This is a genomic window from Nonomuraea sp. NPDC050404, from assembly GCF_040655495.1.
In the GTDB taxonomy this organism is placed as follows: Bacteria; Actinomycetota; Actinomycetes; order Streptosporangiales; family Streptosporangiaceae; genus Nonomuraea.
On the sequence record NZ_JBFAKB010000018.1, the window covers coordinates 135,264 to 148,486 of the forward strand.

General features: G+C 70.1%; 12 protein-coding genes and 1 riboswitch. Of the genes, 8 read left to right on the plus strand and 4 right to left on the minus strand.

Going from position 1 to position 13,223, the window contains the following annotated elements; all coding sequences use genetic code 11:
• Positions 1-2 precede the first annotated feature (2 nt).
• Both AB0I81_RS40535 and AB0I81_RS40540 read right to left on the minus strand, forming a co-directional pair.
• Entirely contained in the window at positions 3-1,151 is a 1,149-nt protein-coding gene (locus AB0I81_RS40535) for an acyltransferase (protein WP_360668735.1), read from the minus strand.
• A complete protein-coding gene (locus tag AB0I81_RS40540) occupies positions 1,148-2,293 on the minus strand; it encodes an NADH-quinone oxidoreductase subunit D (protein WP_360668738.1) in 1,146 nt (381 codons plus the stop codon). Before AB0I81_RS40540 ends, AB0I81_RS40535 begins: the two co-directional genes overlap by 4 nt.
• A gap of 121 nt (positions 2,294-2,414) precedes the next feature.
• Between AB0I81_RS40540 and AB0I81_RS40545 the strand changes: the two genes are divergently transcribed.
• Entirely contained in the window at positions 2,415-3,080 is a 666-nt protein-coding gene (locus tag AB0I81_RS40545) for a DoxX family protein (protein WP_360668740.1), read from the plus strand.
• A gap of 47 nt (positions 3,081-3,127) precedes the next feature.
• On the opposite strand, the gene AB0I81_RS40550 is transcribed toward AB0I81_RS40545, so the two are convergent.
• Positions 3,128-4,423, minus strand: a complete 1,296-nt coding sequence (locus AB0I81_RS40550) for an aminotransferase class V-fold PLP-dependent enzyme (RefSeq protein WP_360668743.1) — start codon at positions 4,421-4,423, stop codon at positions 3,128-3,130.
• 42 nt (positions 4,424-4,465) lie between these two features.
• Positions 4,466-4,581: riboswitch (SAM riboswitch) on the minus strand.
• 118 nt (positions 4,582-4,699) lie between these two features.
• Between AB0I81_RS40550 and AB0I81_RS40555 the strand changes: the two genes are divergently transcribed.
• Both AB0I81_RS40555 and AB0I81_RS40560 read left to right on the plus strand, forming a co-directional pair.
• The gene (locus AB0I81_RS40555) at positions 4,700-5,443 is read left to right on the plus strand and encodes a TerC family protein (protein ID WP_360668746.1); all 744 of its coding nucleotides are present in this window, start codon (positions 4,700-4,702) and stop codon (positions 5,441-5,443) included.
• Complete coding sequence (locus tag AB0I81_RS40560; protein WP_360668749.1) at positions 5,443-6,633, plus strand: cytochrome P450; 1,191 nt, start codon at positions 5,443-5,445, stop codon at positions 6,631-6,633. Before AB0I81_RS40555 ends, AB0I81_RS40560 begins: the two co-directional genes overlap by 1 nt.
• A gap of 10 nt (positions 6,634-6,643) precedes the next feature.
• Here AB0I81_RS40560 and AB0I81_RS40565 read toward each other — a convergent pair whose 3' ends face one another.
• Positions 6,644-7,606: an SAM-dependent methyltransferase gene (locus AB0I81_RS40565; protein ID WP_360668751.1), complete on the minus strand. Its 963-nt coding sequence runs from the start codon at positions 7,604-7,606 to the stop codon at positions 6,644-6,646.
• 194 nt (positions 7,607-7,800) lie between these two features.
• Here AB0I81_RS40565 and AB0I81_RS40570 point away from each other — a divergent pair, with 194 nt between their 5' ends.
• From AB0I81_RS40570 to AB0I81_RS40590, 5 genes are all read left to right on the plus strand, one after another.
• Positions 7,801-8,028: a chaplin family protein gene (locus AB0I81_RS40570; protein WP_360668754.1), complete on the plus strand. Its 228-nt coding sequence runs from the start codon at positions 7,801-7,803 to the stop codon at positions 8,026-8,028.
• 310 nt (positions 8,029-8,338) lie between these two features.
• Positions 8,339-9,229, plus strand: a complete 891-nt coding sequence (locus AB0I81_RS40575) for a DUF2520 domain-containing protein (RefSeq protein WP_360668757.1) — start codon at positions 8,339-8,341, stop codon at positions 9,227-9,229.
• 24 nt (positions 9,230-9,253) lie between these two features.
• Positions 9,254-10,090 carry a pantoate--beta-alanine ligase gene (panC, locus tag AB0I81_RS40580; RefSeq protein ID WP_360668760.1) on the plus strand — a complete coding sequence of 279 codons (837 nt, stop codon included), beginning with the start codon at positions 9,254-9,256 and terminating at the stop codon, positions 10,088-10,090.
• A gap of 19 nt (positions 10,091-10,109) precedes the next feature.
• Positions 10,110-10,616, plus strand: coding sequence for a DUF6624 domain-containing protein (locus tag AB0I81_RS40585; protein WP_360668763.1), 507 nt, complete (start codon positions 10,110-10,112; stop codon positions 10,614-10,616).
• 81 nt (positions 10,617-10,697) lie between these two features.
• Positions 10,698-13,223 (plus strand): L-aspartate oxidase, encoded by a 2,526-nt coding sequence (locus AB0I81_RS40590; RefSeq protein WP_360668766.1) that lies wholly within the window; start codon positions 10,698-10,700, stop codon positions 13,221-13,223.

Consider the following 13,223-nt stretch of genomic DNA (forward strand, 5'->3'; position numbering starts at 1 on the left):
GCTCAAGAGCTTATGGAGCCGTGCGCGCCCTTGTCCTGCGTTTGCCTGACAGGACCGCGCCCGCGGCCGAAGAGGTAGATGACCGGGGTCGTGCAGATGAGGGGCCCGATGATGGCCATCGGCCGCTCCAGCCACCACACGGAGTCCGGTGGGATCCGGTCTCCCAGGGAGCCGAAGAACCACCACGACAGGCCCAGCGAGATGGCCATCCCAGTGGTGTGGAACAGGAACAGCGGCAACGAGTACCGGTTGATGAACTCGTTCAGCCGCTGCCAGCGCGGCCGCTCCAGCACGCGCTCCATGGCCGGCCTGAGCACCTCGACCAGCCCGATCTGGAACAGCAGCAGCGCCACGATCACGAACGTGGGCGGCGCCATGTTGGAGAACTTGTCGCCGGGCACCCCCACCATCGAGCCCGGGTAGATGCCCGAGTACACCAGCCCGACCAGGGCGAACAGCCCGGTCCAGAGCACCGCGATGTCGTAGCGCCTGGGCAGGGCCACGACCCTGTCGTAGAAGAAGCCCGCCTGGTGTGCCAGGCCCCAGACGATGAGCATGTTGAGCCAGGCCACCCATTCGAGCCCGTACCGGAAGCGCAGCACGTCCACCACCAGCGCCGCGCCGCCGAGCCAGATGAGGATCAGCACGTCGTAGTGCTTGTGCAGCCAGAGCGAGATCGGCAGCAGCGCGATCAGCACCAGGTAGACGCCCAGGAACCACAGCGGGCTGAGCACCAGCAGCACCACCCGCCACATCCAGTCCACCTCGAACGTGTACGTCACGGCCGCGCCGATGACGATCCACACGCCCGACAGGGACAGCGCAGGTAAGGCCAGCGCCCGGATGCGTCGCCAGACGAACGCCCCGATGCCGGTGCCGCGCGTCTTGGCCCGGTTCCAGGACAGCAGGTGCACGTGCCCGCCGACGTAGAAGAAGAGCGGCAGCACCTGCAGCAGCCAGGTGAGGATCCACAGGCCGGAGGTGAAGCCCAGGGGGCTGGTGGGCTCTGGGCCGTTCGGCTTCCACTCCAGGATCGTGAAGGCCCAGTGCCACACCACCACGACGATCAGGCTGAGCGCGCGCAACCAGTCGACGTACTTGTCGCGTTCCGGCTTGTCGGGTTCTGGCTTGTCGCGTTGTGGGGCGGTCACTTGTCGATGTCACCCACTACGAAGAACATGGAGCCGAGGATCGCGACCATGTCGGCGACGAGATGTCCCGGCAACATCTCGCGCAGCACCTGGATGTTGCTGTAGGAGGCCGAGCGCAGCTTGAGCCGCCATGGCGTCTTGTCTCCCTTGGAGACCAGGTAGTAGCCGTTGATGCCGAGCGGGTTCTCCGTCCACGCGTACGTGTGCCCCTCCGGCACCTTGAGCACCTTGGGCAGCCGCTGATTGATCGGCCCCTGGGGCAGCGAGCGCAGCCTCTCGACGCAGGCGTCGGCCAGGTCGAGCGAGACCTTGAGCTGGTTGAGCAGGACCTCGAAGCGGGCGTGGCAGTCGCCGGCGTCACGGGTGACGACCTTGACGGGCAGTTCGGGGTAGGCCAGGTACGGCTCGTCGCGGCGCAGGTCGAAGTCCACCCCGGAGGCGCGGGCGATGGGGCCGCTGACGCCGTACTGCATGATCTGCTCCTCCGTCAGCACCCCCACCCCCTTGGTACGGGCGATGAAGATCTCGTTGTGCAGGATGAGGTTCTCGATGTCGGGCACGCGGCGGCGGGTCTCCGCGACGGCCACCGAGACCCGGTCGAGCCAGCCGAGCGGCAGGTCCTCCTTCAGCCCGCCGACGCGGTTGAACATGTAGTGCATGCGCCCGCCGGAGATCTCCTCCATGACGGCCTGGATGCGCTCGCGCTCGTTGAAGGAGTAGAACAGCGGCGTCATCGCGCCCAGCTCAAGCGGGTAGGAGCCGAGGAACATCAGGTGGTTGAGCGCCCGGTTGAGCTCGGCCAGCAGCGTACGCGCCCACACGGCCCGCACCGGCGGCTCCATGCCCAGCAGGCGTTCGGCGGCTATCACCACGCCGAGCTCGTTCGCGAAGCCCGACAACCAGTCGTGCCTGTTGGCGAGCATGATGATCTGACGGTAGTCACGCACCTCGAACAACTTCTCCGCGCCCCGGTGCATGTATCCGATGATCGGCTCGGCGGTGGCGATGCGCTCGCCGTCGAGGGTCAGCCTGAGCCTGAGCACGCCGTGGGTGGACGGGTGCTGGGGGCCGATGTTGAGGATCATGTCCTCCGTGGCCAGCTCTTTCGCGCCCGCGCCGATTCCGACCACACGTTCCGTCATATGGCAATGCTGCCACCGTCGCCGTTGTTGATCCAGCTTGGGGGATGGTCAAGACCTGGTCAGGAAACGCATCGCTAAGCCGGACACGGGGAGGAATAACGGGAACGGGGGAGAAAACACCATGAAGAGAGTTCTCTTTGATGTCGCGGCCCTGATCGCCCGGATCGTGACCGGCGTGATCTTTGTGGCGCACGGCTGGCAGAAGTGGCAGAGCGGGCTCGGCGCCACGACCCAGGGTTTCAGGGAGATGGGGATCCCGATGCCCGAGCTGGCCGCCGGGTTCACGAGCGTCGTCGAGACCGTCGGGGGTATCTTCCTGATCCTTGGCCTGCTGGTACGTCCGGTGGCGCTGCTGCTGCTGATCAACATGCTGGGCGCGATCGCGTTCGTGCACGGCGGGAACGGCATCCTGTCCGCCGACAACGGCTGGGAGCTGCCGGGCTCGCTCGGCGCGCTGAGCCTGCTGTTCCTGGCGCTGGGCGGCGGGCGGATCGGGTTGGACGGCATCTTCCACTCGATGTTCCGCAGGCGTTCCGAGCGGCGCGCGGCCGAGGAGGACCTGGCCGCGCACACCCCGGGCCGCCACGGCGCGACCACCGCCGGTACGACTGGAGGTGTGACAGGCGGGCCCACGACGCCCGCGCAGGGCTCGGCCGAGCATCCCGACGTGCCCAGGCAGCCCGCCGCGCCCGCCTCGGGCAGGCTCAACGACGAGGACATGCGCGACATAGACGCGCTGGTCTCGGACGAGCCGCCCCAACGCCGCGAGCCGCCGGCCCGCGACTGAGGCACGTTGAGCTGACGACCGCGACGGCGCGGTTCAAGCGCTTCGGCTCAGCGGGCAGCCAGGTCCCGTACGGCCTCGATGAGGCGGTCCACGTGCTCCTGCGTGGTCCCGATCCCGATCGAGGCCCGCACCGCCGAAGCCGTGTCGTCCTCACATCCGCCGTCGGCGGTGCCCAGCAGGTGCCGCACGAACGGATGCGCGCAGAACTTCCCGTCACGCACCCCGATGCCGTACTCGCCGGACAACACCTCGGCCACCTCCCGGGCCGAGTGCCCGGCCACGGTGAAGGACACGATGCCCACCCGCGGGTGATCGTCCCCCCAGAGCGACAGCTCCCGCACTCCCGCGATCGACTTCAGCCCCGTACGCAGCCGCGAGATCAGCCGCTCCTCCTCCCGCACCAGCTCGGTCCACCCGGTGGCGGTCAACGCGTCGCAGGCGGCGGCCAGCGCGATGGCGCCCAGCACGTTCGGGGTGCCCGCCTCGTGCCGCGGCTCGGGGTCGTCGTGCCACTCGGTGCCGTCGCCCGCGAAGCCGACCGAGCGCACCGCGCCCCCACCCTTGAGGTACGGCTCGCCCTCGGCCAGCCAGTCCCGCCGCCCGATCAGCACGCCCGCGCCGAAGGGCGCGTACAACTTGTGCCCGGAGAAGGCCACGTAGTCAAGGTCGAGCGCGGTCAGGTTGATCCTGCGATGCGGTACGAGCTGCGCCGCGTCCACCAGGATGCGGGCCCCGTGCCGGTGCGCGATGTGCGCCAGGGCCGCGACGGGCCACAACTCGCCGGTGACGTTCGAGGCGGCGGTGACCACGAGCAGCTTCGGCCCCTCGATCCCGGCCAGCGCCTCGTCGGCGGCGCGCACGGCCTCGCCGGGGAAGGCGGGCGGCGCCAGCCGTACCGAGGAGGCCCACGGCAGCAGCGAGGCGTGGTGCTCGGTGTCGAAGACCACGGCCGTCGTGCCGGCGGGCAGGCAGCCTGCCAGCAGGTTCGTGGCGTCGGTGGTGTTGCGGGTGAAGATCACGGCGTCGTCGGGCCTGGCGCCGGCGAACGCCCTGACCGTGTGGCGGGCCTGCTCGTACCGGGCGGTGGTGAGCTGTGAGGCGTAGCCGGCGCCGCGGTGGACGCTGGAGTAGGCCGGGAGCGCGGCGGTGACGGCGGCGCTGACCGGCTCCAGACAGGGCGCGCTGGCGGCGTAGTCCAGGTTGGCGTACCCCACCAGCCTGCCGCCCTTGACCGGCACTTCGAGATCGGCGCCGAGCACGGCGGGGATCGGCCGGCTCGTCGTGGCGGGACCGGTCCCGGTCTCGGCGGCGGAGCGGGCGGAGAAGATCGTCAGCGTGGACACGGCGTACCTCCAGGGCTCTCGGACCCCTGGGAACAGCCATGGAGCCCGCGCTTGCCCGCCACACCCCGTGGCGGACCAGGTCCTCACCCGGGGCACCCCGCCGCGGACGCGAGGGTTGCCGGCCAGCTAGCCGGGGCTTGTCGCTGGCACTCATGACCTACGTCCGGCACTATAACCGACACCAGGGCACATTACGCAAGTCGCGAACTTATGTGACACCTGAGTCGTTGCTACCGGGAAACCCCCGTCAGCCAATGATTCATGGAGGTGTGTCCGATGTTGGATTGGGTGACCGACCCGAACATCTGGATCGGCTTCTTCACCCTTGTCGCCCTGGAGATCGTGCTGGGGATCGACAACATCATCTTCATCTCCATCCTCGCCGGGAAACTGCCTCCCGAGCAACGCGACCGGGCCCGCGTGCTCGGCCTCGCGGCGGCCCTGATCAGCCGGTTGCTCCTGCTGCTCGGCCTGTCGTGGGTGGTGCAGCTCACCGAGCCACTGTTCGCCGTCTGGGGGCACGAGATATCGGGACGTGACCTGATCCTCCTGCTCGGCGGCCTGTTCCTGCTGGGCAAGAGCGTCACGGAGATCCACCACCAAATGGAGGGGCACGGTAAGGACGGCAAGAACGCCGCGGCCGCCTCCTTCGCCTCGGTGATCATCCAGATCATGATCCTGGACGTCGTGTTCTCGCTGGACTCGGTCATCACCGCCGTCGGCATGGTGGACGAGATCGGCGTGATGATCGCGGCCGTCATCGTGTCGGTCCTGGTGATGTTGTTCGCCTCCGGGCCGATCAGCCGGTTCGTGGACCAGCACCCGACGGTCAAGATGCTGGCGCTGTCGTTCCTGGTGCTGATCGGCGTGGTGCTCGTGGCCGAGGGCTTCGAGCAGCACATCCCGAAGGGCTACATCTACTTCGCCATGGCGTTCTCGGTCATCGTGGAGCTGCTCAACATCCGGGTGCGCAGCAGGAACCTCAAGAAGAGGGAGGCCGCCGCTCCTAAACTGGACTAGTGCGCTTCGATCCCTGGAATCCCGATTTCGTCGCCCATCCCTACCGGGTCTATGACGAGCTGAGGCGGCAGGCGCCCGTCAGTTACTTCGAGCCGACGGGCCAGTGGCTCATCGCGCGGCACGCCGACGTGAACGCGCTGCTCAGGGACCGTCGGCTGGGCCGCTCGTACCTGCACGTGGCAGGTCACGAGGAGTTCGGCAGGCCGCCGGAGCCGGAGTTCCAGGAGCCGTTCTGGCGCGTGATCAGGGCGGGCATGCTCGACGTGGAGCCGCCGGTGCACACCAGGTTGCGCCGGCTGGTCTCCAGGGCATTCACGCCGCGCATGGTCGAGTCGCTGCGCCCCCAGGTCAAGGCCATCGCCGCGGGCCTGGTGGCGGCGTACGTGGAAAAGGGCGGCGGGGATCTGATCGCGGAGGTGGCCGAGCCGCTTCCGGTCACCGTGATCGCGGAGATGCTCGGCATCCCCGACCAGGACCGCCACCTGCTGCGGCCCTGGTCGGCCGACATCTGCGGGATGTACGAGCTCAATCCCACCCCGCAGGCCCAGCACACCGCGGTCCGCGCGGCCTCGGAGTTCGCCGGCTACCTCAAGTCCCTGGCCGCCGTCCGCCGCGCGGACCCCGGCGACGACCTGGTCAGCGCGCTCACCCAGATCGACGAGCTGACCGAGGACGAACTGGTCGGCACCTGCGTCCTGCTGCTCAACGCAGGCCACGAGGCCACCGTGAACGTGACGGGCAACGGCTGGTGGTCCCTGTTCAGGAACCCGGAGGAGCTGGCCAGGCTGCGCGCCGACCGTTCGCTGCTGCCCACGGCCGTGGAGGAGCTGATGCGCTGGGACACGCCGCTGCAGATGTTCGAGCGCTGGGTGCTGGAGGACATCGAGGTGCACGGCGTACGCATCCCGCGCGGCTCGGAGGTGGCGCTGCTGTTCGGCTCGGCGAACCGGGATCCTGCGGTGTTCGACGACCCGGACCGCCTCGACGTGGGCCGCGCCGACAACCCGCACATCTCCTTCGGCGCCGGGATCCACTTCTGCCTGGGCGCGCCGCTGGCCCGCATCGAGCTGGCCGAGTCGTTCGGCGCGCTGCTGGACCGGGCCGCCAAGCTGGAGCTGCGGCGGGAGCCCACCTGGAAGCCCGGCTACATCATCAGGGGCCTGGAGTCCCTGGATCTCACTGCCGCCTGAGCCGAGAGGTTCAGCGGCGTTGGCAGAGCCAGCCGAACCCGCCGAGCCCCGACGCGTCGATCAGCTCGCCCTCCTCGGAGGCTCTGGCCAGAGCCCTGAGATAACCGCGCGGATCGGTGCGGGCCAGGTCGAGCGGCGGCCGCGCGCCCGTGAGCCCCAGCTCCCGCAACGCCTCCCGCTGTGTGGACAAGGTTGTGGATATCGCACCGGCCCGCCGCCCGGCCTCCGCGCACGCGTCCAGCGCGACGTGAGCGGTGATGTCGCAGGTCCCGTCGGGTACGGGGGCGACGACCGCGCCGTCGCGATACCCGGTCAGCGTGCCATGCGACGGCCGGTTGTCCACAGGGTGTGCATAATCGATGGCGACCGCACGGCCCCTGGTGAGGCGTACGAGCACCGAGGCCCATGCCTCGTCACGCGGGCGTCCGATCTCGCACCGCGCGCCCACCCGGGTCAGCGGCCACCACCGATCCAGCCAGTCCCGGTCGGCGGGCCGCAGCGGGCCGCCGAGCCGCTCCTCGCCCGTACGCGCGTTGACCATGACCAGCCGCGGCCCTTCGGCCGTCTGCTCGACCACGTCGATCGGCACGTTGTCCAGCCACTCGTTGGCGATCGCCAGCCCGGAGATCTCGGTCGGCAGGCCTCTGGACCAGGCCACGCGCTCGGGCAGCCCCTCCGGTCTGGGCGAGAGGTCCACGGCGGTGACGCGCAGCCGCTCGCGCAGGCGTGGCTCGGCGCTCTCCAGCACCTGGGAGACCAGCACGCCCTCGCCCGCGCCGATGTCGACCAGGTCGAGCACGTCAGGTTCGCCCAGTTCGGCGTCCACTTCCGCGAGCAGCGCGAGCACCGCCTCCGCGAAGGCCGCGGAGGCGCTGACCGAGGTGCGGAAGTGGCCCGAAGGGCGCTCCAGGAGGTAAAAACCCTCCTCGCCGTACAGCGCGCGCTCGGTGGCGACGCGCCAGGTGAGCCACATGCCCAGGACTATCTCATGACTTTCCTGGGATACGCATCGTCATGAAGTGACTACTCAAGGTCGCGAACTTGCGGTAATGTTTACTCGCTGTCATCGAGCGAATGCGTTCAGCCAACCCCCAATTGGTGCGGCCATTTTGCTCTCCTAGCCAAAAGCATCCGCGGCCTCATGCCGCGAAATGAGAGGAGCACCACGTGCTGAAGAAGGTCATCGTCCTCGCCGGCGCCGCTGCCATGCTGTCCCTGGCCGCCCCGGCCGCCTACGCCGACGTCACCAGCGGCAACGGCAGCGTGCTCGGCGGCAACCAGCTGCACCTCCCCGTCTCCGTCCCGGTCAACGTCTGCGGCAACGCCGTGGCCGTCATCGGCGGCGCGACCGCGGGCTGCAAGGGTGGCGCGGGCGTTCACTCCCACGGTCACTGATACGGAAAGAGCCCGGGCCGACGCAGGTCGGCCCGGGCTCGTCCCCGGTCGGCCAGTCGGCGGCTGGCCGGGCGGCGCACCTTCAAGAGGTCGCATCGTGCGGGCGTCGAGTCTCGATCCGGGATTCGGCGCCCGCTGTCATGCGGTGGACCCCTCTCCTCATCTCTTCCGACAGAGGGTGCACGTTTTGTATGCCCTTGTCGGTTTTGTCGTTAACTCAACGCGCGGCAAAACAGCGGTCACGCCAGCCACTCGACGAGGCCGTTACGCTGGTCGGCAGTGCCATCACGGTCGACAGGGGTGAGACTTCATGGACGCAGGGGATCGCCCGGCCCGGCTGACCGTCGGCGTGCTCGGGGCGGGCAAGGTCGGCTCCGCTCTCGGAGCCGCGCTGGCGCAGGCGGGACACCGGGTAGTGGCCGCGAGCGGGGTGTCGGACAACTCACGGCGACGGGCCGCCGATCGGCTCGGCGTCACCCCGTCCAGGCCGGACGAGGTCGTCTCCGCCGCGCAACTCGTCCTGCTCACCGTGCCCGACGACACGCTGCCCGACCTCGTCAGCGGCCTGGCCGGCACCGGCGCCGACCTGCGGGGCAAGATGCTCGCGCACACCAGCGGGGCGTACGGGCTGTCGGTGCTCGACCCGGCGGCCGAAGCCGGCGCGCTGCCGCTCGCGCTGCACCCGGTGATGACGTTCACGGGCAGGGACGACGACCTCAACAAGCTCACCGGCATCTCCTACGGCGTCACCGCCCCCGAGATGCTGCGGCCCGTCGCCGAGGCCCTGGTGATCGAGATGGGCGGCGAGCCGGTGTGGATCGCCGACGCCGACCGCCCGCTCTACCACGCGGCCCTGGCCGGGGCGGCCAACCACATGGTCACGCTGATCGCGGAGTCCTCCGACCTCCTGCGCGGCATCGGCGTGGAACATCCGGGCCGGATGCTCGGCCCGCTGCTGGGCGCGGCGCTGGACAACGTGCTGCGGCTGGGCATCGCCGGTCTGACGGGCCCGGTCGTACGCGGCGACGCCGGCACCGTGCGCAAGCACGTGGACGCGCTGATCCTGGCGGCCCCCGAGGCGGCCGACGCCTACATCGCGCTGGCCCGGCTCACCGCGGACCGGGCTCTAGCTGCGGGATTGCTCAAACCGGAGGAGGCGGAGCGGCTGCTCGACGCGCTGGGGGGCAATATATGGACCTGACCGTCGCGCGTTCGGAGGGCAGTTGTGGAGCTGATCGTCGCCAGGAACCGGGAAGATCTGGTCAAGGCGCGCCATACGGGAACGGTGGCCTTGGTGCCGACCATGGGCGCGCTGCACGAGGGGCACAGGTCGCTGATCAGGCAGGCCCGGGTACGCGCCGACCAGGTCGTGGTGAGCGTCTTCGTCAATCCCCTCCAATTCAGTCCTAACGAGGATTTTTCGCGTTATCCCCGTACATTTGACGCCGATCTGGACGTGTGCCGGGCCGAGGGCGTGGACGTGGTGTTCCACCCGTCGGCCGAGGACATGTACGCCCCCGACCGTCAGGTGAGCGTCTCCGCGGGCCAGATGGGCCAGGTCGTCGAGGGCGCGTTCAGGCCGGGCCACTTCGACGGCATGCTCACGGTCGTGCTCAAGCTGTTCCACCTGGTACAGCCCGACCTCGCGGTCTTCGGCCAGAAGGACGCCCAGCAACTGGCCCTCATCCGCCGTATGGTGGCCGACCTCGACCTGCCGATCGAGATCCTGGGCGCGCCGACCGTACGCGAGCCCGACGGCCTGGCCCTGTCCAGCCGCAACCGCTACCTGTCCGACGACGACCGGCGGGTCGCGCTGGCGCTGTCGCGGGCCCTGCGGACCGGCGCGGCCGAGCTCACCCCGGCCAGGATCCGGCAGGCGGCGCGGGCGGTGCTCGACGAGGCGGGACCCGCGCTTGAGGTGGACTATCTGGCCCTGGTCGACCCGGCCACGTTCGCCGAAGTGAGCGAGGACTACTCGGGCATGGCCGTGCTCGCGGTGGCGGCGAAGGCCGGTTCCACGAGGCTGATCGACAACGTCACCCTCACCTTGAATCCCGCCTGAGGCGGTCTACCGTCGGGGCATGACGGATGAGGAGCTGAAGGCGGAGCTGCTGCGGCGCATGGAGATGGACCAGGCGATGCGCGACCCGGCCAAGGGCTTTCCCGGTGACCGGCGGCTGGCCCGTTTACAGCGACTGGACGACGGCAACACCGCCTGGCTCTACTCCGTCGTAGCCACCCGCGGCTGGCCGCTGATCTCCCAGGTGGGGGAGCGGGCGGCGCGGGCGGCCTGGCTGCTGGCCCAGCACGCCACCTCGCGCGCGGTGCAGCGGCTGTTCCACCAGGTGATGGCCGACGCCGTGGAGTCGGACGAGGCATCGCCGCGCGACCTGGCCTACCTGGAGGACCGCGTACGCGTGCGCTCGGGCCGCCCCCAGCTCTATGGCACCCAGTTTCACGACGGCGAGAACGGCCTGGAGCCCATGCCGATCGAGGAGCCGGCCCTGCTGGACGAGCGCCGCAGGGCCGTGGGCCTCGAACCGTTCGCCGAGTATGAGGCGTTCATCAGGAAGACCGAGGCCCACTGACAGGGCACCCCCGGGGCGCGTTCACCTCATTCCAGGCGTTATCGTCATAGTGACGAAATCGCCTCAGTGAGGAGATCCCTAATGAGCGCACCGGCGATTCCCCTGCGTCTGACCGCCCCAGAACCCGGCTGGACCACCGAGGCCGACGTGGTCGTCGTGGGCTCGGGCATCGCGGGCCTGACCGTGGCCCTGCATTACGCCGAGCTGGAGCCCCGGGCCAAGGTCCTGGTCGTCACCAAGGACGTGTTGTCATCGGGCTCCACCCGCTGGGCCCAGGGCGGGATCGCGGCCGTGCTCGACCCCCGCGACACCCCCGACGAACATCTCAACGACACGTTGCTGGCCGGGGTCGGGCTGTGTGACGTACGAGCCGTGCGCACGCTGGTGACCGAGGGGCCCGGCGCGCTGCGGCGGCTCATGGCGCGCGGCGCCCGCTTCGACCGCACGCCCGACGGGCAACTCCAGCTCACCAGGGAAGGCGGCCACCGGCGGCGCAGGATCGTGCACGCCGGCGGCGACGCCACGGGCGCGGAGGTGCAGCGGGCGCTGGCCGAGGCGGTGCGCGCCGGCGAGATCGAGGTGATCGAGCACGCTCTGGTGCTCGACCTGCTCAAGGACGCCAACGGCCGGGCCAGGGGCGTGACCCTGCACGTCATGGGCGAGGGCGCGCGCGACGGAGTGGGCGCGGTGCGTGCCAGGGCGGTGGTGCTGGCCACCGGCGGCATGGGCCAGGTCTACGCGGCCACCACCAACCCCGCGGTCTCCACCGGCGACGGCGTGGCCCTGGCGCTGCGGGCCGGGGCGGTGGTGCGCGACCTGGAGTTCGTGCAGTTCCACCCGACCGTGCTCTGGCTCGGCGAGGGCTCGACCGGCCAGCAGCCGCTGATCTCGGAGGCGGTCAGGGGCGAGGGGGCCTTCCTGACCGACCACGAGGGCAACCGGTTCATGGCCGACGTGCACGAACTGGCCGACCTGGCGCCGCGCGACGTCGTGGCCAAGGCCATCATGCGCACGATGATCGCGACCGGGCGCGAACACGTGTACCTGGACGGGCGGCACTTCGGCCGCGACCGGTGGCAGGAGCGTTTCCCCACCATCTACGCCATCTGCCGGGAGCACGGCATCGACCCGGCCGCGCAGCCGATCCCGGTCGCGCCCGCGGCCCACTACGCCAGCGGCGGAGTCCGTACGGACCTGCGCGGCCGTACCTCCATCGAGGGCCTGTACGCCTGCGGCGAGGTCGCCTGCACCGGCGTGCACGGCGCGAACCGGCTGGCCTCCAACTCGCTGCTCGAAGGGCTCGTCTTCGCCGAGCGCATCGCCGCGGACATTCACGCCGAACGCCCGTCGCCCGGTGAGCCGGTCGCGGGCGAGGCCGCGCACGGGCTGGTGGACCCGAGGGTCAGGGCCAGGATCCAGGCCCACATGAGCACCGGCGCGAGCGTGCTGCGCAGCCGCGAGACGCTGGTCGCCACCGCCAGGGCACTGCGCGACGCCCGCTGGACCCCGGTCGCGGTGCCGGCCTGCACCGAGTCATGGGAGGCGACGAACCTGCTGACCGTCGCCACCGTGCTCACCGGCGCGGCCGCCGCCCGGCTGGAGACGCGCGGCTCACACTGGCGCGAGGACCACGACACCCGCGACGACGACGAATGGCTGGGCCACCTGGACGTGAGCCTGGCGGAGGAGGGCCTTCGCATGACCTACACACCGCACGCCGACGCGATGCCGCCGCGCCTGGCGCAGGAGCTCACGGCCGCGGGGCTGGACCCGGCCGAGGTGGACGCGCTGATCGACCGCGCGCTCGGCGAGGACCTCGACGAGGCGGGTGACGTGACGAGCCTGGCCACCATCCCCGCCGGGCAGCGCTCCACCGCCGACGTGGTGGCCCGCAAGGACGGTGTGGTGGCGGGGCTGGCCGTGGCCGAGGCGGTCTTCCTGCGGCTGGGCGCGTCCCGTGCCGAGCGCGGGGCCAAGGACGGCGAGCGGGTCAGGGAGGGCGACGTGCTGATGACCGTCGAGGGCCCGGTGCGGGCCCTGCTGACCGCCGAGCGCACCGCGCTCAACCTGCTCACGCACCTGTCCGGCATCGCCACGCTGACCGGCCGATGGGTCGAGGCGATCAGCGGCACCGGCGCCCGGGTGCGCGACAGCCGCAAGACGCTGCCGGGGCTGCGGGCGCTGGAGAAGTACGCGGTACGCTGCGGCGGCGGCGTCAATCATCGGATGTCGCTGTCGGACGCCGCCCTGATCAAGGACAATCACGTGGTGGCCGCAGGGGGTGTGGCCGAGGCGTTCAGGGCGGTCCGGGACCGCTATCCCGAACTGCCGATAGAGGTGGAGATCGACCGGCTTGACCAGCTCGATCCCGTCCTGAAGGAGGGGGCCGAACTGATCCTGCTGGACAACTTCACTATCGAAGACACGGCACATGCCGTACATGTCGTGAAAAATCGGGCGAAAAACAGGGTTGCGCTTGAGGCCAGCGGGGGATTGACCTTGGAATCGGCCCGCCACGTGGCGGAAACTGGCGTTGACTACCTTGCGGTGGGAGCGCTGACGCACTCAGCGCCGGCCCTTGACATCGCACTGGATCTGCGGGGGTAA